The sequence below is a fragment of the Halorubellus litoreus genome, assembly GCF_037081675.1.
Lineage (GTDB): Archaea > Halobacteriota > Halobacteria > Halobacteriales > Natrialbaceae > Halorubellus > Halorubellus litoreus.
In genome coordinates, this window is record NZ_JAZAQL010000004.1 from 43,331 (window position 1) to 62,662 (window position 19,332).

The 19,332-nt window shown below is 60.1% G+C and carries 20 protein-coding genes; 8 read left to right on the top strand and 12 right to left on the bottom strand.

Features of this window, described 5'->3' with window-relative positions; all coding sequences use genetic code 11:
* Positions 1–496 precede the first annotated feature (496 nt).
* Complete coding sequence (locus VYJ16_RS17960) at positions 497–1,141, bottom strand: helix-turn-helix domain-containing protein (protein ID WP_336351697.1); 645 nt, start codon at positions 1,139–1,141, stop codon at positions 497–499.
* An 85-nt stretch (positions 1,142–1,226) separates the two neighbouring features.
* Positions 1,227–1,691 carry a hypothetical protein gene (locus VYJ16_RS17965; RefSeq protein ID WP_336351698.1) on the bottom strand — a complete coding sequence of 155 codons (465 nt, stop codon included), beginning with the start codon at positions 1,689–1,691 and terminating at the stop codon, positions 1,227–1,229.
* 428 nt (positions 1,692–2,119) lie between these two features.
* On the opposite strand from VYJ16_RS17965, the gene VYJ16_RS17970 reads away from it, so the two are divergent.
* A complete protein-coding gene (locus VYJ16_RS17970; RefSeq protein ID WP_336351699.1) occupies positions 2,120–2,797 on the top strand; it encodes a hypothetical protein in 678 nt (225 codons plus the stop codon).
* A 158-nt stretch (positions 2,798–2,955) separates the two neighbouring features.
* On the opposite strand, the gene VYJ16_RS17975 is transcribed toward VYJ16_RS17970, so the two are convergent.
* Entirely contained in the window at positions 2,956–4,077 is a 1,122-nt protein-coding gene (locus tag VYJ16_RS17975) for a PQQ-binding-like beta-propeller repeat protein (protein WP_336351700.1), read from the bottom strand.
* 395 nt (positions 4,078–4,472) lie between these two features.
* Between VYJ16_RS17975 and VYJ16_RS17980 the strand changes: the two genes are divergently transcribed.
* The 3 genes from VYJ16_RS17980 to VYJ16_RS17990 all read left to right on the top strand — a co-directional run bounded on the left by VYJ16_RS17980 (position 4,473) and on the right by VYJ16_RS17990 (position 6,977).
* On the top strand, positions 4,473–4,994 hold the full coding sequence (locus tag VYJ16_RS17980) for a DUF4188 domain-containing protein (RefSeq protein ID WP_336351701.1): 522 nt from the start codon (positions 4,473–4,475) through the stop codon (positions 4,992–4,994).
* A 119-nt stretch (positions 4,995–5,113) separates the two neighbouring features.
* Positions 5,114–5,515, top strand: coding sequence for an SHOCT domain-containing protein (locus VYJ16_RS17985; protein ID WP_336351702.1), 402 nt, complete (start codon positions 5,114–5,116; stop codon positions 5,513–5,515).
* An 88-nt stretch (positions 5,516–5,603) separates the two neighbouring features.
* Positions 5,604–6,977, top strand: a complete 1,374-nt coding sequence (locus VYJ16_RS17990) for a restriction endonuclease (protein WP_336351703.1) — start codon at positions 5,604–5,606, stop codon at positions 6,975–6,977.
* Positions 6,978–7,327: 350 nt separating this feature from the next.
* Here the strand turns inward: VYJ16_RS17990 and VYJ16_RS17995 are convergent, their stop codons facing one another.
* Both VYJ16_RS17995 and VYJ16_RS18000 read right to left on the bottom strand, forming a co-directional pair.
* Positions 7,328–8,293, bottom strand: coding sequence for a hypothetical protein (locus VYJ16_RS17995; protein WP_336351704.1), 966 nt, complete (start codon positions 8,291–8,293; stop codon positions 7,328–7,330).
* Complete coding sequence (locus VYJ16_RS18000; protein ID WP_336351705.1) at positions 8,290–8,640, bottom strand: hypothetical protein; 351 nt, start codon at positions 8,638–8,640, stop codon at positions 8,290–8,292. The genes VYJ16_RS17995 and VYJ16_RS18000 overlap by 4 nt, the downstream gene beginning before the upstream one ends.
* A gap of 236 nt (positions 8,641–8,876) precedes the next feature.
* Here VYJ16_RS18000 and VYJ16_RS18005 point away from each other — a divergent pair, with 236 nt between their 5' ends.
* Entirely contained in the window at positions 8,877–9,152 is a 276-nt protein-coding gene (locus VYJ16_RS18005) for a winged helix-turn-helix domain-containing protein (protein WP_336351706.1), read from the top strand.
* Positions 9,153–9,160: 8 nt separating this feature from the next.
* Here the strand turns inward: VYJ16_RS18005 and VYJ16_RS18010 are convergent, their stop codons facing one another.
* Complete coding sequence (locus tag VYJ16_RS18010) at positions 9,161–9,286, bottom strand: hypothetical protein (protein WP_336351707.1); 126 nt, start codon at positions 9,284–9,286, stop codon at positions 9,161–9,163.
* Positions 9,287–9,671: 385 nt separating this feature from the next.
* Between VYJ16_RS18010 and VYJ16_RS18015 the strand changes: the two genes are divergently transcribed.
* Positions 9,672–10,079: a hypothetical protein gene (locus VYJ16_RS18015; RefSeq protein ID WP_336351708.1), complete on the top strand. Its 408-nt coding sequence runs from the start codon at positions 9,672–9,674 to the stop codon at positions 10,077–10,079.
* 50 nt (positions 10,080–10,129) lie between these two features.
* On the opposite strand, the gene VYJ16_RS18020 is transcribed toward VYJ16_RS18015, so the two are convergent.
* Together VYJ16_RS18020 and VYJ16_RS18025 are read right to left on the bottom strand one after the other, a co-directional pair.
* Positions 10,130–12,712 (bottom strand): DEAD/DEAH box helicase, encoded by a 2,583-nt coding sequence (locus VYJ16_RS18020; RefSeq protein ID WP_336351709.1) that lies wholly within the window; start codon positions 12,710–12,712, stop codon positions 10,130–10,132.
* Entirely contained in the window at positions 12,712–13,686 is a 975-nt protein-coding gene (locus tag VYJ16_RS18025; RefSeq protein ID WP_336351710.1) for a HamA C-terminal domain-containing protein, read from the bottom strand. Before VYJ16_RS18025 ends, VYJ16_RS18020 begins: the two co-directional genes overlap by 1 nt.
* A 281-nt stretch (positions 13,687–13,967) precedes the next feature.
* Between VYJ16_RS18025 and VYJ16_RS18030 the strand changes: the two genes are divergently transcribed.
* On the top strand, positions 13,968–14,237 hold the full coding sequence (locus VYJ16_RS18030; RefSeq protein WP_336351711.1) for a DUF7692 domain-containing protein: 270 nt from the start codon (positions 13,968–13,970) through the stop codon (positions 14,235–14,237).
* 247 nt (positions 14,238–14,484) lie between these two features.
* On the opposite strand, the gene VYJ16_RS18035 is transcribed toward VYJ16_RS18030, so the two are convergent.
* Together VYJ16_RS18035 and VYJ16_RS18040 are read right to left on the bottom strand one after the other, a co-directional pair.
* Positions 14,485–15,048, bottom strand: a complete 564-nt coding sequence (locus tag VYJ16_RS18035; RefSeq protein WP_336351712.1) for a GIY-YIG nuclease family protein — start codon at positions 15,046–15,048, stop codon at positions 14,485–14,487.
* Positions 15,049–15,232: 184 nt separating this feature from the next.
* Positions 15,233–15,598 (bottom strand): PD-(D/E)XK family putative nuclease, encoded by a 366-nt coding sequence (locus VYJ16_RS18040; protein ID WP_336351713.1) that lies wholly within the window; start codon positions 15,596–15,598, stop codon positions 15,233–15,235.
* Positions 15,599–15,868: 270 nt separating this feature from the next.
* Between VYJ16_RS18040 and VYJ16_RS18045 the strand changes: the two genes are divergently transcribed.
* Positions 15,869–16,402 (top strand): hypothetical protein, encoded by a 534-nt coding sequence (locus tag VYJ16_RS18045; protein WP_336351714.1) that lies wholly within the window; start codon positions 15,869–15,871, stop codon positions 16,400–16,402.
* Between the two features lie 169 nt (positions 16,403–16,571).
* Here the strand turns inward: VYJ16_RS18045 and VYJ16_RS18050 are convergent, their stop codons facing one another.
* Entirely contained in the window at positions 16,572–17,852 is a 1,281-nt protein-coding gene (locus VYJ16_RS18050; RefSeq protein ID WP_336351715.1) for an outer membrane protein assembly factor BamB family protein, read from the bottom strand.
* The gene (locus tag VYJ16_RS18055) at positions 17,845–19,017 is read right to left on the bottom strand and encodes an outer membrane protein assembly factor BamB family protein (protein ID WP_336351716.1); all 1,173 of its coding nucleotides are present in this window, start codon (positions 19,015–19,017) and stop codon (positions 17,845–17,847) included. Before VYJ16_RS18055 ends, VYJ16_RS18050 begins: the two co-directional genes overlap by 8 nt.
* Positions 19,018–19,332 lie beyond the last annotated feature (315 nt).

Consider the following 19,332-nt stretch of genomic DNA (forward strand, 5'->3'; position numbering starts at 1 on the left):
CTACAATAACCGAGCGCTATTGCCAGCTTCAGCAGGTATTACCCGCCCAAAAGACCCTATTCGAATTTGGTCCGGCAAAGCATAAACTAGCTCTTTGTTTACTGTGTACGCCAGGAACTGTCGAAGATAGCTCTTCAAATTGATGTAGCACAGCACTTACAGAACCCCCAGACAGCCCACCGATACCCATTCCAAACGAAGACAACCCACCTCCACGCACTTCGCTCGCGCGCACACTCAGCCCATCCCAACCAAGACACGCACTTCGCTCGCGCGCACACCCAGCTCATCCCACCCGAGACTCGCACTTCCCACGCTCCACCGCGGCACCCAACCGAGCAGTCGGGCCCGCAAGTCACGCCGTCGTACCGTGACCACGACCTGGAACGTGACGCACGAGTACTCGGTCAGCACTCGTCGAATCCCAATCCCGGACGAGTCCACGCATCCTACGTAGTCGACGCTTGCGTTAAATACGGATACCGAGCGAGGAGTGTCAAGGGGTTCCGTTGTCGTTGGTGGTGAGGAGGAACCATTCGACGATCCGGTTGGTCGCTCGGCGCAGCGTCACGCTAGCCGTGGACTTGTCCACGTCGAGAGCCTCGGCGACCTCTGCGAGCGTCGCCCTCCGCGGCACTTCGAAGTAGCCGCTGTGCAGCGCCACGTCCAGGCACTCGCGCTGCCGAGCCGTCAGGACGCCGTCGGCGGACTCGCTCTGAACGACTGAGAGAAGTTCGTAGTACATGGGGCTGTCGTCGAGGCGGTCGCCGAAGGCGTCGAACTGGTCGCGGGACGCGGTGACGTCGAACTCCATGATGCCGTTCTCGACAGTCACGGGAAACTCCGGCGTGAGCGACGTCTCGCCGAGGAACGTGAAGAGGCCCTGTTCGGTCGTCTCGTACCTCGTCAGCCCGCGGTCGTCGTCGACGTACAGCCGGTCGAGGGACACGATGCTGTCGTGGGCGGCGAGCGCGTCCAGCGCCGCGGCGGGGTCCGGGCCGACGACCTCGCCGAGTTCGAGCGTCCGCGACTCCAGGGGTGCGCCTGCGAGCAGCCGGAACGTGGTGTCGGGGAGCGATTGGGAGACCTCCGCGACCCAGATATCGCTCGGGACCGCCATCCGGAACCGCGCCCGGATCATCCACTGCCCCCACGTTCGCGGTCCGGGACGACACAGCGCTGCATCATGCCTCGTCGTTCGCACGTGGGCGACTCAATCCTTCGGGTCACTGCGCCCTACTCGTAGCCCGGTACCAGAGTGCGAGCGAGTAGGCGGCGCCGGCGAAGACGACGCCGATGAGTGCCAGGAGAACGGCGAAGGCGACGTACCCGAACAGGGGGTTCGCGTAGGGGAGGATGACGTCGCCTGGTGGTTCGACCGCCCACGGACTGAGGTGGAAGAAGAGGAGCATGCCGCCGCCGACGAGCATGACGACCGACCAGTAGCGTTCGCCGGTCCGACCCGTGAGCGACCCGACGAATCCCGTCACGACGAGCGGGTAGATGAGAAGGCTGTACGTGAACGGATTGACCTCCGGCGTGATGGGCCAACCGACGTGATTCCCGCGGATGACGTGGTCGACGTGGTGGGCAAGACCGAGCAGCGTCGCGAGCGCGAAGAGCACGTACGCGAACTGCGGGAGTCCGCTGTCGGAGTCGTCCTGATCCGCATCGCGAGTATCGTTCGTCATGGACGGATGAACGCTCGCCGGACGGACGCATCTTCGTCCAACATGTTGGACGTATGTGCCTGGGCGGCCACGTTCCTCTTGGCGACTGGAAACCGACCGACTCAGCATCGCTACGAGAGGAAGCACGAATGGGTGGCGGATCTCAGCCCCGAAAGTTCGTTGTGCGGCTCGGTGTCCCAAGTAGGACCGATAGAGCGCGTCTGTATCACTGCCACGGACCACTTGATGGACAGCTATCAGAACAGGCGTGCCGGATAGAGCGATACCTCTCGACATTTTACCATCCGCATAAGCATCGGAGACGACGTGAAAGAGAGAAGGTTCAGCATCATCGTCCGATGGGACGACTAAGCGGGTGCTGACGCGATTATAGAGGCGGCTTGTAGCGCGGCCCGTAATTTTACGTACCGATACGCCATGTTGTGGCCGTGATAGGACTCATCCCCAACGCCTCCCGTGTCCGCAACGACCTCACAGCACTCACAAAACGGGCATTCCAGCGCTTCGAAGCCGACTTCGGCCTGATTGGCGACCAGCCCTTTCCGGCAACCTACACCTCTGTAGCCCGCTATCTCGCGGCGCGTATCGCGGTTCCTCACTGGTTCGTGCGCACGCACGTCGGTAGCGCAGAGAGCGACCAACGAGTGAACCGGACCCCCAAAGAGACGGTGGCGGATGGCGGCAACTGCGTCGACCAGTGTGTACTCCTGGGTTCGATCTGGGCGACCATGTCCGTCCCGTCCGAACTGCTGTCGATAAACTCGCAAGAGCGGAACGCCTCCCATCTGACCGCAGTAGCCACGGTCCCACCGACCGACAACCGACCGTCGTCAGAGGCGTTGACCGACGAACTCGTTCGACTCTACGACGCCCTCCCCTCCCGCACTGTCGACCCCGACGATGTCCACGTCTGGACGGATGACGGTGACCTGCGCGTGATTGCAGACCCGGTATTCTGCGATTACGCAGGTGACGTCGAATCGATGGCCAACCAGGGGTTCCTGACCGTCGAAGACCAGAAACCCGAGTGGGCGTACCACAACGTCATCCACGACGTACTCATCCCCCTGGAAGCGCCCGCTCATCGTCGACACGAATCGACATAACGATGGTGAAGAATTGTGCCCAGCCGTGCTGGATAGAGAGCGCGCATCAGTCACGTTGCGAGTCACCCGATTGACCCCTGAGGCGGCCAAAGAGAGACGTTTCGGTCTGGGCTTCGGCGACCGAAAGTCGGGAGGAGATCGCGGAGGGAACTGGTCGTCTATCGCACGGTGTACACGGTCTTGTCGTTCCCTGGCACGTACAACGTGTCGTCGAGGAGGATTGGGGTTTGAGCGCCTCGAATGGTCGTCGTCTGCCACTGTTCAGCACCGGTGTCTCGGTCGAATCCGCGAAGGACACCCGCTCCGAGGTAGAGCATCTCGTCAGTGACGAGCGGGCGAGCATCGCCCGAATGGGGAACGTCGACCGACCACTGCTCGGAGCCACTATCTGCGCTGACGGAGTACAGTTCGTCACCAGCGGTTGCGAAGTACACAGCTCCGTCAGCGACTGCCGGCGAAGAGGTGATAGCTGGAACGCCGGAGGTGGTGTTGACTTTCGCGGGCTGGAAGTGCCAGTCTACAGTCCCGGTCTGTGCATCGAGCGCGTACAAGAGCCCGTCGCCGGAGCCAACGTATGCAGTGCCATCGGTGACGGCGATCGCGTTCCGCGTTGCACTGGCGGGCGGTGCGTCAAACAGGTCGTGGTCGTTCGTTTCGAACCACCACTTGCGCGTCCCATCTGCCGCATCGATGGCGTAGACGTACTTCCCTCCGCCGACGTAGACTGTCTCGTCGGCGACTGCCGGCGGCGAGAAGATGTCGCCGAGCGTCTCGTAGCTCCATCTGATGTCGCCGGAGTACACGTCGATAGCGTACAGTGTCTGGTCGTGACACCCCACGTAGACGGTATCGTCGACCACCGTTGGAGCGGCGAGGATGCAATCCGAGGTTTCCGTTTGCCACTGGATGGCGCCGGTCCGCCGGTTGAGTGCGGTGACGGCGCCAGCGTTCTCGCTATCGGTGTCGAAGGGGTCGTGGCTCTCGACGACGATCAGTTTGTCATCGGCGATGGCGAGCGAATGTGCGTCGATCGAGTCGACGGCTGCGTTCCATCGCTCACTGCCGTCGCTCGTCGCGATGGCATACACGTACGTATCGTCCCTAGGCAAGCCACGTTCGCCGAAATACAGTGTCCCGTCAGCGGAGACTGGACCCGAGAGTCGGTGCTCGGATTCGAATAGCGACGAGACGACGACCGTCTCAGATGGTCCCGAACCGTCTACTGCGGATGTCTGAGCTGCGTCGGGTCCGTACATTAGCCACGCTGGGTGGTCGGTCATCGTGGGTCACCTCGATGGAAGCTGACCGGCGAGTGGGAGCCGTATGTACTGTAGCTCTCGCTGTGTGGCATTGCAACACACTCGATATGGTTGGGGATTAAACCTTTTGCCCACGTTCGGAATCGGCTGTCCGACTACTCCTGGCCGTGGACGACGTCGACGAAGCCTCCACCCTGCTTGCAAGCGAGGAATCCGCTAGCGTATCCCTCGAGGTCGGGGATTCGCATCGCTCACGTCCACGACCCAGACCGACGCCGATCGAGGTGAACGAACCACTAGAGCAACCGGAACACCCGTGGCCCGCTCTGCAGCGTCTCGTGGAGCCCCAGCGAGCTGCCTCCGAGACCGAACATGTTGGTGGAACGCGCTTGGCGACGTCGACCCTCGCCGATTCCATGTGCGAACGACGCATGACTGCGGGGCTGGACGAACCGTTCGTCGTGTTCTGCATCGGGATGCGCGTGAACAGCTTCTGGAAGCTCCACCGCTGGCTCCCCGTCGCCATCGCGATGCCGCGGATGCTCCGCGAGCTCGACGCCGACGACGATTCTGGACTCCTCGGCTACGAGACCACCGTCAACACGCGGATGGTCGTGATGAGACAGTACTGGGCGTCCTTCGAGCACCTTCGGGCCTATGCTCGAGATATCGAGCAGGAGCACCTGCCGGCGTGGGCAGCCTACACCGAATCAGGTGGCCGGACGGGCGACGTTGGTATCTTCCACGAGACGTACCGCATCGACCGGGACGACTACGAAACCGTCTACAACAACATGCCGGCGTTCGGGCTCGGTGGCGCGGGCAGGCTCCAGCCCGCGGCGGGCTCGCTCGAGACGGCCGCGAGACGCTTGGGGGTGGAGGACGACGACCCCGCGGTCGGACCAGACGGAAGCCGGGTTGGGGACCGGTCGACGTGAGCGCGAGCGAGGCCGCTTACTGGGAGTCGACGCACGTGAGGGCGGTGTCGCGGAGTCGGGCACCCCTTTCACCAACACGTTGGACAAAGCCTCCTGCCCGCAGGCGCCGACGTTCAGGTATGTTCACCGACAGGCGCAACCGCCAGCGTACAGAGACGACGGGAGTCGGCGTGCACGCAGTCAGTTCACTGGTCGCAGCGGGCGTGACTGCACTCACCCTCACCGTCGCCTTCGGGCTGCTCGCACTCGACGTCAGCGTGTTCTGGGTGGCGTTCCCCATCGGGTTCGGCGTCGTCCTCCCCGCAGCCATCGGTATCGCCAGAGCCCGACACGCCGAGGACCGGCGAGCCACCGACGCCAGACAGACGTCGGACGCTCACGCGGGACTGCAGATCCTCCGAGAGCGGTACGCCACCGGCGAACTCTCCGAAGCGGAGTTCGAACAACGCGTCGAACGCCTCCTCGAAAGCGAATCCGAAGACCACCCACGCGACCACGCCCGCAACGAGACCCGACGATAATTCCCCGGTGGCACCTCGTTCGATGGTCGGGGTCGAGTCGCCCAGAACACCTTTGCTTGCTCGGAGATATCGTTCGAGGACATACCACATGGCGATTCTCGACGACCTCTCCGGGTTCGAGTTCGAGGACCTCATGGAGGACGTCTTCCGGAACCTCGGGTACGAGAACGTCCGGCAGGCCGCGAAGACGGCCGACGAAGGCCGCGACGTCGTCATGGAGGAGGTCGTCGACGGCACGCGTCGGGCGGTCGTCGTCGAATGCAAGCACACCGCGACCGTCGGGCGGCCGGTCATCCAGAAGCTTCACTCGGCGATCGCGACGTTCGACTTCGCGGGCCCGAAGCGTGGCATCGTCGTCACGACCGGGCGATTCACCAACCCAGCTCGAGAGTACGCCGAAAGCCTCCAGGAGAACGACGACCCGTACCCCATCCGGTTGCTCGACGGCACGGACCTCAGGGAGATCGCCGACGACATCGGCCTCGACCTCTACAACGGCCGCATCGAGATACTGTGCGACGAGGCACTGCGGCCGTACGACCACGCCACGGACGCCACGGCACCCGTCACTGCAGCGTTCCGCGACATCGAGAACATCGACGCCACCAACCTCCCCGAACCCCGCTCGGCGGTCGCGTTCCGTCCGGTCGTCACGATAACTGCAACGACGAACGCCGTCTTCGAGACGTCCGTCGGCGTCGTCCACCGCATCGACGACCGGACGCGGTTCGTCGTGAACGCGGACCGCGGCAACCCGAGCGTCGCACCGGCGGGCGTCACCGAGTTGATCCAGGAGAACAGGCACGCGACCGTCCCCGTCGACGACGACCGGTTCGACTCGGTGTTCGATTCGGTGACGAAACACCGCTTCGGGCAGACCCAGACCGAGTACAAGGAGTGGGCGGTCGAAACGCTGCGAGCGCGCAAGACGACGACGGTCAAGTACACGGGCGGCAACAACGTCACGTACACGAAGACCTGCGAGCCGAAGCGGTCGGACATCTCCGTGCAGTCCATCGACGCAGTGTACCTCCCCGAGATCAGACACACCACCGACCTCCGCGAGTACTCGTATCCGCTCGAGTACTACGCGGCAGGGCCTTCGCGCGTCACGCTCACGGACGGCATCCACGACTGCGTGCACTGCGAGACGACCGGCAGCGAGGACTACACGTACTGTGACAACTGTGGCGCGATCGCCTGCGCGACCCACATCAAGACCGAGCGACTCGAACGGGAACCGGTCTGCACGGGGTGCGCGGTCACCGAGCGCTTCGCACTGAAGACGAAGTACTTCTACGACACCGCGAACCGCGACGCATTCCGCCAGGAGTACGCCGCGATGCCGTACCACGAGAAGGCCATGGAGAACAAACCTCTCGCCGCCGGCGGCATCCTCGTCACGTTGTCACTGCTCTTCTTCCTGCTCCTCGGACTCCTGACTGCCGGCGGCGTCATCTGACTCACATCTGGAACGCCGCCCAGAGATCAACACTGGTCCGTCGTCGTCCAGGACCCCCGACGGCTTGCCCGTCGACCGGTGGGACGAACGCGAGCACGACGCAACTGAGGTGGCTGCGAGGTCGCATCCGGTTTGGCGGTTACGCCGTCGTAACACGGTCGTCACCCAGGTCGTAACGCACAATCACTCGTCGGGGAATCGCCGCAACCCGGACGAGTCCCGGACGAGTCCACGGACCCCACGCTAACCGAGTGTTGCTTGCAGCGGCGGCGTGCGTGGAAGCGCTCGGGTTCGTGATATGTTGGGGCTATCGCCCACGTGGGTGTGTTACGGCCGTCGTCGTGGGTGGGTTACGACACCGTAACGTCACCCGCGCCGTCCGTGAGCCCCTGCTGGCCGTCGGCCCCGCTATTCGCGGTGGTGGTCATCGCGTCGACGTCGCTGTCCGCGCTGAACTGCTCGGTGTACTCGCACCAGGCGTCGCGGTCGATGACGATGAGGTTCCGGTCGTTCCGCCGGTCGGTGCTGCTGGCGGGGGCGAACTCCAGGAGGTCCTTCCCGAAGCGACCGACGAACTCCATCACGCGCCGGACCGTGTTCCGGTTCGGCTGCCGGACGTCGAGGCGTTTCGCGAGCTCGGGCGTGGCGATCTCGCGCTCGATGACGTCCTGGAGCTTGTTCGACGACAAGTGCAACTCGTCGCCGTGTGGGGTGGCGTACTGCGCGAGGTGCGGGAAGAGCCGCGCGGCGATCTCCTGGTTCGAGGAGAGGTCGTGCTCGAACGGTTCCAGATTGGTGGCGGTCGTGTAGAGCTGGTGGAGCGGCGTGAGGTCCTCGACGCACGGCCCGCCCTGTTGGGCGGCGAGTTCGGCGGCGTCGACCTCGCCGTGCGCGACCTCCTCGACGCGCGTCTCGAGCTGTTCGAGTCGCGTGAAGACGTCCCCGTCGTTCTGAACGTGCACATCGGCGGCCGCACCGTCGAGGTCGCCGTAGACGACGTCCTCTAAGTCCCAGACGTCGGTTCGGAGAAAGTCGATGGCGTCGGTGAGATGGCGGTCGACGGCGGCGAGTGCGCGTTCGGCGTGCTGGCGCCGGCCGCGCTCGTCGTCGAGCTCGCGTTCGAGCGCGTCGACCTCGGTTTCGAGGGTTTCGACGTCGCGTTCGAGTGCGTCGACCTCGGCTTCGAGCGACTGCACTTCGGTCTCGAGGGCTTGAACTTCGGTCTCGAGTTCGGTGATACGGGCTTCGAGGGCTTCCGTGTCGGCGACGCGCTCGCGGAGGGCTCGGAGTTCGGCGTCGAGGTCGCTGTGAGTCATGAGCGATCACCGCCGAGCGTGTGCGGGCCGGGGTGTGAGTGAGTGGTTGGTGGGGTGGTGGTGTGGTGTTCGATAGTGATGGTCTGGTCGAGTCTGGCGGCGAGGCTCCCCTGATTGAAGCCGCCCGGGTGCCCGCGCTCCCGACCTTCGAGGTCGTCGAAGCCCTGCTGGCAGTCGCGGCGGTACCAGCCCTTGTCGGGGTCGACCGAGCGTTGGGACCTGGAGAAGCCGGGGGCGCGCCGGTAGAGCGCCTCCGGACCCGCGTCGTAAAGCGAGCAGGCGTCAGTGAGTGATGCGTCTCGGGTCGTAGCGGGGGAATTATGCCCCGCGAGGTCGTCTTCCGACATGGTTTCCGTAGTGTGGTTACGGAAGCCCGCGCGGGCCGGTGCCATCACACCGGGTCCGCATCTCCTCAGCGACCCATCTATCAGCGACGGGTCCGCGAAGAGCTTCCGTTGCTACCACAAGAGAGGTCCGGGTACTTAGTAGTAGCTGACGAATTCGTAAGCTGTGGATTACGTTTTCGTCTCCTTCTGTCTTCACCCGAACATGATAAGACCCGCTTGCCCGGTTGTAGAAGCAGATGTACCGGAAAGTGGACTGGATGAAGGCGGCCGACCAGTCCATACTGCAACTTCTCGGTTCACCCAGAAAGCTCGAACTCACACCGAGCAATATCGCCCGGAACACGGGTCTGAGCCGTGGATACACTAGCGAGCGATTGTCGGCCCTTGTCAAGCACGGCCTCGTGGAGGTCGACGAAGAATCGGGTTCCCATCCCTACTACGCTATCACCAAACTTGGAGAAGACGTTCTGGAGGGAAGCGTTGACCCGACTGAACTCAGCTCCGAGGACTGAGGCGCGAATCACGGCGCACCCTCCTTCCCGTAGACGTTCCGGTACGGACCCGCATCCGTGAGCAACACGAGCTCCTCACAACCGACCGTCTCGTCGTTCGAGAGATCGTGCAACTCGTGGAACTCACCAGCCACCCCATCGCGACGCGCACACAGGTGACACCAGAAATGGTTATTCGTCGGTTCACATGACCAACGACCGTTCGGACAACACCACCGCCACCGGTCCAACTCGTCGTCGATATTGACCTCAATTCCCATCTGCGAACAGGGATTCAACGGGTACTTATAGAACGGTTTTCTTACCCGGAGTGAAAGTGAAAGTGAAAGTGAAAGTAGACCGCAGGCAGCCGAATCAGTCGAATATCTCACGGAGGACGCTCGTCGTGGTCGAATCGGTCACTAGCGGGCCAGTGAAAGTGAAACACCATGTCTGCTTTCATTGTCAAGCCACCACCAATATCGGGGTCCAACGAATCGACGGTCGCATGGCGAGTTTCCTCGAAGGCGAAGACACGCAGTGGTCGACAAACGCGACACTCGACGGCTCCCGAGGCGACCTGAAGGTCACAACAAGCGGGTGTGTTTCGACGGTCACTCCGGCAATACACGCGCCGACGTCACCATCGACGACATCATCGGCGTCGAGAAACGACGCGAACCCATCGACTGGGGATTCGTGATGGTCAGCCTCGCATCCTGGATTGGAACCATGAGCGGAATCATACTCGGAATCGTAACATCCCAGACCGACCTCCCTGCGATTCTAACAGCTGGGTGTGGAATCGTCGCCGTCGTCCTACTCGCGGTCGCCCTGGACCGAAACAAAGTCGTGACCATTCGCACCGCGAACACCGCCTACAACTTCCAGAAGACGGAGTCGAATACCGCGAACAAGCTCGCGAACGCCGTCGCCCACTACTCCTAATCAGTCCGATATGGTGTGATTTCCGCCACGGTTATGTCGTAACAGTTTTTCTACAATATATTCTGCTTTTCTAGATGTCGGCGGATGAAAGGCGCAAATCCTCTGCGGTTCTCCCTGAGATATTGAATTGGATCAGTTGTTCCTTGGGGGAATACTAAATCCACTGCAACAGAGCGATCAACCCCTTCTGACATCAGTCGTAACTCTGCAAAGTTCTTTGACCCCATCTCAAGCATCTTATCCAATTGTACCATCCAGTCGGGGAACTCGTATTCTACTTCTTCCAGTATGGTCGTGAGGACACCAAAGTATTTCACCAGAACAAAGCAGATGTCCTTATCGACCATCTTCATTACTTCTCGAATAGACTTGTTTATATCTTCATCTGGAACAGCGTCAGCTTCTTGACGACTCTTTATCATCGCTTGGTATGTGCTTCCTTGTAACCACTGATTTGCATATACAGTGATAGGGACCAGTCCCTTATAACCGGTTTCAACATGCTCTGGCGAAACACCTTCCTCACTGTCATTGGTGAACTTAAATATAGAGTTTAATTTCCTTGCTAAGTAACGAAGTCTCTCCCAGTCCATTTGGTATTGTGTTTCCCCAACAACCCAAGATTCTGGATCGTCTCTCACCGACTCATACAACTCATTCTGACTGATTGGATCGACTGTTGGATTCTTACGTAGCAATTCTTCTGGGATATCGATTTCTGCGAGACTTTCCGATAACGCTTCTTTGGCTTCAGACCGGTCGTTTTTGTCCATCCCTTTCTCTTCGAGATATTTATCTACACTCCCCGGCTCTTTTAGATACCTGCCCCTGAGCAATATTGTTGTGTACTTTACGGAAGCTTCTTCGACAGAGCTCAGGTCTTTCTGACGCAGTGCGTCAATCAATTCCTCTGAGTCACTTACCGCTTTACTCGTTGCCGATTCAACTTCTTTCTCACCAGCCTCTTCGAGCTTGTCATCAGCCCATTCATCCTCCGCTTCGATGCAGTATATGGCACCATACAGCTTAGTGTCGACACGACCAACTCGTCCAATCAAGTTGTTAAATTCGAAGCCGGTCAGGTCTTCCTTTCCACGCTTAGCACCGACTAAAAATATCTTCTCAGCCGGCAGGTTCACCCCCTGCATCAAGGTGGGTGTGGTAACAATCGTGTCTAACTCATCTGTATTACTGTATATTTCTTCAATTTCTTCTCGAGCGATCTTCGGTACCATACCATGATGGAACGCTATCCCTCTTTCTAAGCAGTAAATCAACGAGTAGTCCTCATGGATGGTGCGTGCAAGAAAGTCTTTCAGGCCTTCTAGGTCAGGGGATAAGCTTCTCTTTTGTTTATTTTCGGCTATTGCCTTCGCTCTCCGCTCGGCGTAGTCCTTTCGTCCAGAGTAGACTAGATTCTTACTTCCTGCTCCGAATTCTTCGAGTATCTCTGGTATAGCTTGGGTTTTACTCGATTTTACATCGGAAAAGGTGAGGTTCTCTGGTTCCGGCACCTCCAGCTGTCGTTGCTCACCTGACGGGCTGTGAATGTTCACTTTCATCTGCCGATTCGACGAGCTAGGCTGGCTAACAAATTTCAAACTAACCTTCAGCTGTAGCACGGGGGTAAAGGCACTCTTGACCTCCTTGACTCTCTTGTTCGTGAGAGACTTGAGTGTCTCTCCTGGGTTTTCGAGATATGGCCCTGCAGCAACAATCTGCGCAGATGGATAAAACTCGGCGAGGGAATTGACTATTCCTTCAAATAAAACACCCCTCTCTTCGTCCTCAACGTTCTGTACTTCGTCAAGGAACACCAAATCTGGAGAGATTTTATTCCTAACCTCTGGGTCTACTAATTTTCGGCATCGTTCTGGAGTGACGACCAAGAATGTATGTGATTCTTCATCCTCCTCTGCATCTGGATCTTGAGAAAAGTGAGCCCCGGTACGGACCGATATGTCTTCGTGCAAGTTTGAGAGCTTGCGACTCACCTCCGATATCAAAGCTCTAGTTGGGACTACGTAGATTCCCTCGAACTCCTCTTGCGACTCAACCTTGTGCTCAATGTAGCGTCGAAGGATGAAGGACTTACCAGCCGAAGTTGGCCCCGAGATAGCCACGTTCTTTCCATCTTGAAGATACTCGTAAATCTCCTTCTGAAATCGGGAAAGGATCCAGCCGTCTCGAATTTCGCTATCTTTTTTGTTTGTAGCTAGCTCTAAGCCGAGAACCGAATCTAAAGAGCTAATCAACGCAGACTCATAGTCCTGTTTTTCGTCCTCCGTGTCGACGTTATCAAACGCAGGAAGGTTGCCGACCCGAGAAAGGATTACGTAGAGGTATTTTTCATATAACTGCTCTTTCTCGCCGTCCTTATGATTTAGATAAGACAGTATTCCGAACGCCAATGCCTTTTTTATATCCTCATCATCCTGGCTTGAGGCTAATACCGATGCTATCCATGCGCTTTTCCGAATTTCTTCTTCAGATGGATTTGACTGCCAAGATGGATTACCCCACATATACCGATGACTGCCAACATCGAGATCATCCTTGACGAGATCCACCGCGAGCGCGTCAAGACAGTCATTAAAGAACTCAATCTCAGAGATCTCAGGTTGTTCTGACATCAGTCTTTAGTACTATGGGGGAAGATTGCCTCTTGAAGATTCTGTCTGAATTTATCAACGTCCTCTAATGGGAACATAAAAAAGACTAGCCAGCTCTTTTGTAGCTCCTCATAATCCGAACGAATTTTTGAAAGGACATCGTCCTCAATTCCTGCTTCGGTGATTCGGTGTTTAATCTCTTGTTCCAATTCTTCCGACGACGTTGCTGAATACTGAATCTCTTCCATCCACTCTTCTTCATAGCCAAGAAAAATCGGGAATACCCTACGGTAGGAGCCGGGGTTTTCATACATCGCGTCTGCTACCCGTATGGCATCTTCCGCTGACAAGTCCTCACTGAGTCCTTTACGGGCTACACGAAGCTCATGATTTGTCTTGGTAGTCGCGTAGCTTTCTTCAAACCGGCTGGTACTTTCTAGAGCATCACCTAGTCCAGAGTTGCGGTTGGTATAGATTTTCGATTCTCCAAAGGCAATTGACTCCTCTCCTTGGAATTCTCCGAAAAATAAGCCATCGGATCCCTTTACTGGTTGAACCGGTTCTTGAGTGAGTGAGATCTTATGACTAACCATCGGAAGATCTAAGATTGCATCAACTAAGACGAATAGAACCAATTCCCCTAACTTTGCGTCGTATCTCGAATCGTCGGTGAAATCCGAGCGTCTAATTGCTTCATGGAACGGCCATTCGTACTCCTGGCGCTCTTTCTTCGAGAAGACGTATTTCGGATAATTGTCTTTCAGAAATTCTACGAACCCACGAATGTTCAATGTATCTACCCCGGGTCGGATACAGTAAGAACTAACGCGAAGCTTGTTATTTTCCCACTCATCTACTTTAAATACATATTCGAGTAGGTCTTCCTGGTCAATTACAGTATAATCGTTCCAAGAGGCATCACTCATATTGATGGTGACAATTGCTTGCGGGTTTCTAGCCCAGTACTTCGGAGGACATATTAGTGTTTTGCCCATATCTCGGTTCTGTCATTCCTCTCTCTTTTTCAAGAAGCGGTGTCCCGAGGTGAGCACTTCTCCACCCTGGCCCCTGCGGTCGCACGTCGACAAACCGGTTCGCCCGGATATGAACACGAGTCGCACCTCCAGGACGACCGCCGTGTTCACGAGCGCGAGGGTCGCGCCAAGATCGTGCCCGACTCGAGCTCGTCGACGACCCACTTCGACGCCGCTCTTTATACGTTGACCCGCATGGGCTGACCGCAGAAAACGAGGAATAGCAGCTCGTGTTCACGAGCATGGCACACCGAGACGTCCCCGGCGGCGTCCGCATCCGCACCGACGACGGCAACGAATGGCGATACGACGCCATCCAGGCCGCCGCCGACTACTACGACTGGAACCGCTCCGACGCCGTCGCGTACGCCTGTGAGGACATGACGGGCGCCGTCGAGTTCGTCCGTGCCGTCCTTGGCGCGAGGATCTCACAGTCTCTCAGCGGCGCGACCTCGCCGACCTCGCCTCACGGAAGCTTCGCGGCGTCGACGTCGACGTCGTCGACGATGTGACCGTCGTTCCAGACTGACGGAAACGCTGACTGACCTCGATAATTCGCGTATTCCCATGCTGAAACACTAAGCCTGTGAGATCTTCATTCGATATTCACCATCACCGTTTCTGACTATACCCCCTATATCTCGTACGCCGGCACTGACAAATCTCGAGTAGTTTCTATCGGACGTGCTGCACACACAGACCTAAGCAGCGATCAATTCGATACCCAACCTGAGCTAACTGAGTCAGTAGTACACCATCCTATTCGTCGAAGGAATACTCAAAATTGACTTGCTCTGATTCATCAAGATCGAGAAATTCAGCGATATTCGTCTGTAGAATCCGTTGATGTTCGTACAGGGTTCGCTTTGTCGATGCACTATGTCCGGCTAATTTAATCTTGTCGAGCATACGGGATATGTGCTCAAGCTTCTGTTTGGAACGTGTATACGGTTCCTCCCGAAATTCCTGCTCCTCCTGAGAAAGTAACCTGACCTCCCCATCTGGGTGTTCTAGTGAGATAGGGGCATTTTGAACGGCCGATTTTGAACCATCTCCGAAGTTCAGATATGGGGCACGTTCGTGTAACAGGGCCTCTTCCGAGACATCTTTATCTGAAGTCTCCCACCACTCTAGTCGGCTGATATCCCACACATCAAGCCGACCATAGCTCACAACGCTCGAATCTTGTCGGACTAAGTGCTGGCGTAAGCGACTCCGGATGTCACTACTCTGTCCAGCATACGCCGGTGTGTCATCGAGGTCGTAGAAACAGTACACACCAGGGGTGCCAGTCGGCACATCGCGTAATTTCTTACCAAGCACACTATTGATACACAAACAGAACAGAAAACTATTCTGCCCGTTCGCTTGACCTGTAGAAGAATTTTAGGCACACAGGTGGATCGCCATTCATTCCGCCACACACTCGTCGACCTTCCAAACTTCGTACAGCACCAGAACCACCGCCAACACCGAGGAGCGGAGTCAACTCTGTACACCGATACCGTCACGACCGCATAACTCTCGAGACATCCACCTTCGTCTTCCGACTGTCGCGATGCCCGCCTGTGGACGACCACTGCATCGGCGGCATCTTCGACGCCCTCCGCATCCAGACCTTCAGCACGCGCATCCCGCTCCTGGTGTACGGCGCGAACGCGTACCAGCCGTCGTGCTCGAGGAGCTGGTCGTGCGCTCGTTCGTAGATCTGGAAGTACCCCGTCGAGGCGACGTCGCAGCTCTTGATCTCGACCGGCATCCCGTTCCGGAACGTCGCGTCGTGCCAGTAGCACCGTGCCGCCACCAGGTCGCGCTCCTCAATCATGTGGTGCTCGGCCGGGGTTCCGTACTTGTTCGCTTTCTTCGACAGCATCGTTACCCTCCGGGAACCGCGAACTCGACCGTGCTGGGTGGGCGTCGCGACGCGCCGCTCGTCCCACGCACGCGACTGAAGATGCACGGAACAGTATTCGCGTCCCGATGCGTCACTACGCTCTCGACCCCAGTGTCCTCTGAGAGGGTCTCCGAGAGGAAGGCCGCGTTCCAGCGTCGGTTGGCAAGTGCAGCAGCCTGACCACGGCAAGATGCTGGCTTGAATATCACTGCATTTGTATCAAGACCTCGCCGGGTGGTTTCTGGGGTAGTGTCTGAAACCGCTGGCAGGCAGATACCTAAGTCGCACAAAGATGCGCTCGAGCCCTACATCGCGAGTGGCGAATCCGTTCGGGATGCGCTCGCGCTCGGCGCGAAGACCTACGTCCTGACCGACGAGCGTCTCTGCTCGGTCTGGCATGGCGCCGAATCCACGTCCGGCCGCAGCCGCCGCAAGGTCGAGACCTACCCGCTCGAACACGTCACGAGCACGACCGTCGACTTCCACGGCGAGGAACCCGTCGACAAGGAGGCACTCACCGCCGGTGGCGGTGCCGCCGGCGTGGGCGCCCTCATGCTCTTCGGTGCATTCCTCCCGAAAGAGCAACTCGCCCAGCTCGGTCTCATCGGCATCGGCCTCGTGTTCGTCCTCGTCGGCGCCTACTACATTCTGCAAGCGTACGACACCGACTCCGCGTACGTCCAGCTCCGCCTCGACCTCGCCGACGGGTCCACGAAGAACCTGAGCTACGGCGAATCCGGCGTCGAGTTCATCGAAGCCGTCGCTGAAGCAGTCGGGTCCTAAGCGTAGGTATCCCGATTCGAGGTGCTTCCAGTTTCTAGTACAGCGTCGTTCTCACAATCGCCAGGACGGGTTCCAGCAGAACCGTAGACGCCTTGGAGCATCCGAGCGTGCGGGTGATTCTCGGCTCGACGTCAGGGCTAGCTCGTCCTCTCAAACTGGGAAGATGTTGCTATGAGGTTGGGAGCCGCGCGATTTTGCCGGTGCTTTCGTGGCTGGCGTAGAGTGCGTCGGTGGTTCCGGTGAGTGCGATGTTGTAGGAGTCGGGGTCGTGGTGCCAGCGGCGGTTGCCGGTCGTGGGGTCGTAGGCGCCGCCGGCGGTGTCGCCGGCGGCGTAGAGGATGCTTCCGGTGCGGCCGAAGGCGTCGACGTAGCCGCCGATTGGGATGTCGGTGGTGGTCTGCCAGCGGCGGGTGCCGTCGTGTTCGAAGGCGTCGAGTCGGATGACGATACCGCCGTCGGGGTCGTCGACCGAGCTCGCCGCGAACACGGCCTCGTCGGTCGGCTGGACGCAATCGAGTTCGTAGCCGACAGGTTGCCGCCACGTGATGCGGCCGTCGCTGCGGTCGAGCGCGACCAGTTCGTCGGGTTGGTCGCGGCGTTCGACGTGCACGTAGACGTGCTCGCCGAGCCAGAGCTCCGGCCCCCACCCGTAGTCGAGTTCGCCCGGGACCTCGGTCGCCCACAGCTCGCTGGCGTCCGCGACGTCGTGGAGGCGGACGACTGACCCTACGGCGGTCGCGAACTCGCTGTCACCGAGTACGACGCTGGGGCTGTCGTCGAAAGTGGGGCCGGTCCAGCGGAAGTCGCCGGTGACTGGGTCGATCGCGCACAGTTGGGTGCCGCCACTCATTGCCTCGCGGCGAAGCAACCCCACGTCGTCGGTGAGCGCTGGGAGGCTGTTCTCGTGGAGTGCGTACTGGAAGCGCTGGGTGCCGTCGCTGGCGTCGTAGCCGGTGATGGTGTCGGAGTCACGGTCGCTACCGACCAGGAGCGAGCCCTGGCGGGTCAGCCACCGGTGCTTTGTCTCCCCCGACTCCAGCCACTCGCGCTCGCCGTCCAGACTTATCGTGTAGAGGTCGCCGTCCGTGCTCTGGACGTGCACGGGGCCGCCCGTCTCGGGGACTGCGGGCTGGGTGTCGATGGGGCCGCCGGTCTCGTAGCTGAACGCGCGGTCGCCGTCCGCGGTGAACGCGTGGAGGTGTTTGTCCTGCGCGCCGACGACGACGTGGTCGTCGGTGGCGGCTGGCGGCCCCGCCTGCGCGGCAGCCTCGAGCTCCCGCGTCCACACCGGCTGCATCCCGAGTGAGAGACTCGGGAGAGTACAGCCCGCGGTGGCGGCGACGCCGGCGGTGGCGAGCGCGCCGAGCGCCCCACGGCGCGACATCCCACGCGGACGCGGCGTGCGCTCGTCCTCGGGCGTGCTGTCCTGGTGCGGGGTGTCCTCAGGCATCGGTGATCGCCTCCGGGGCGACCTTACTGAGGGCGAACGTCTGGCCGAGATACACGGCGTCCCCAGCGGGTTGGAGCCACAAGAGCTGCCCGCCATCGACGTAGCCGGCGTCGAGCCGGACCTCGCGGACGCGAGTGCCGTCGCGCTCGTGGACGTACAGCGTCGTCGGCGAGAACGGGATCGTCCCGCTGTGCCCGCGAACGCGTCGGTCGCCCCCGACGAGCGTGACGAGTCGGTCGCCGACCAGGAAGGGGCCGTGGGTGATGGCGTTCGCGAGTTCGTCCCGCCACAGCTCGCGGCCGGACGCCGCGTCGAACGCTCGCAGCACGTAGTCGGCGCCACCAGCGTACACCCGCTGGGACGTCACGAGTGGCGGCGCGAACACGGTGTTCTGGAGTGAGCCACGCCACGTCACCTGGCCGGCGTCGGCGTCGAACGCCAGTAGCTCCTCGGTAGCGGCGCCGACCACGGCCAGGCCGTCCGTTGCGGAGACGCCGGAGAGCGGTGCACCGACCTCGTGCGTCCACTGGACGCGGCCGGTCGCGTCGAGTGCGACGACGCGACCGTCGACCAGGGGCGCGATAACGCCCGAGTCGGCGCGGGCGGGTGGCCCGGAGAGGGACGCTGCGAGGTCGTGCGTGAAGCGTTCCTCGCCGGTGTCGCGCTCGAGCGCCAGCAGGCGGTCGGGGACGTCGTCTTCCGTGCCGGAGATGGGAAGGACGACGCTGTCGTCGAGCGGGATAGGGGCGAAGTCGGCGACGCCGGGGTCGGCGGCGTCGACCGCCTGGAGCGGGGTTTGCCAGACGACGTCGCCACTCGTGGCATCGACGGCGACGGCTGTCTCGGCCATCGAGAAAGCGTAGGCGCGCTGGTCGGCGACAGCGACCGGCGATTTCAAGCCTTTCTCGACGGTGACGGTCCACGTGATGTCGCCGGTGGTGGCGTCGAGCGCGGCGACGAGTGGATCGTCAGTGAACGGGCTCGTGGAGCCGGCGAGGAGCTGGCCACCGTCGGTCGTGGCGACGCCGGCTGGTTCGTCGAGCCCGCTCCGCCACGCTCGTTCGACGGGGAACTCGTCATCGTCCGTGAGCGCCGTGCAGCCGGCGGTGCCGGTGGCGACACCGACGGCTGCGGCGAGGGCGCGACGCCGCGTCATGGAGGGCATACACCCCGGCGTTCCAACACCAGCGGTATCAGTCTTGTCTCAGCGGCCGCCACTTTACCAATCGAGAGGCAATCCAGTAGGGCACGACGAGAATGGAGATTGTTACGGTGATGACGATCCACCCGAGTTCTTGCCTGAGTCGGTCGAGGGCTGATTCTCTCTCCGGTGAGGTGATCGAATACCGGGAAAGCATTTACCGCCACAACTGGAATCGACTCGGCGTGCCCTCCCTGCCATCCCGCAGACGCCTGCTCCGAGTTTCGGGGGCGGTCGTCAGCGCGTCCCTCACTGGCTGTAGCGCCTCCGCACTTCCCC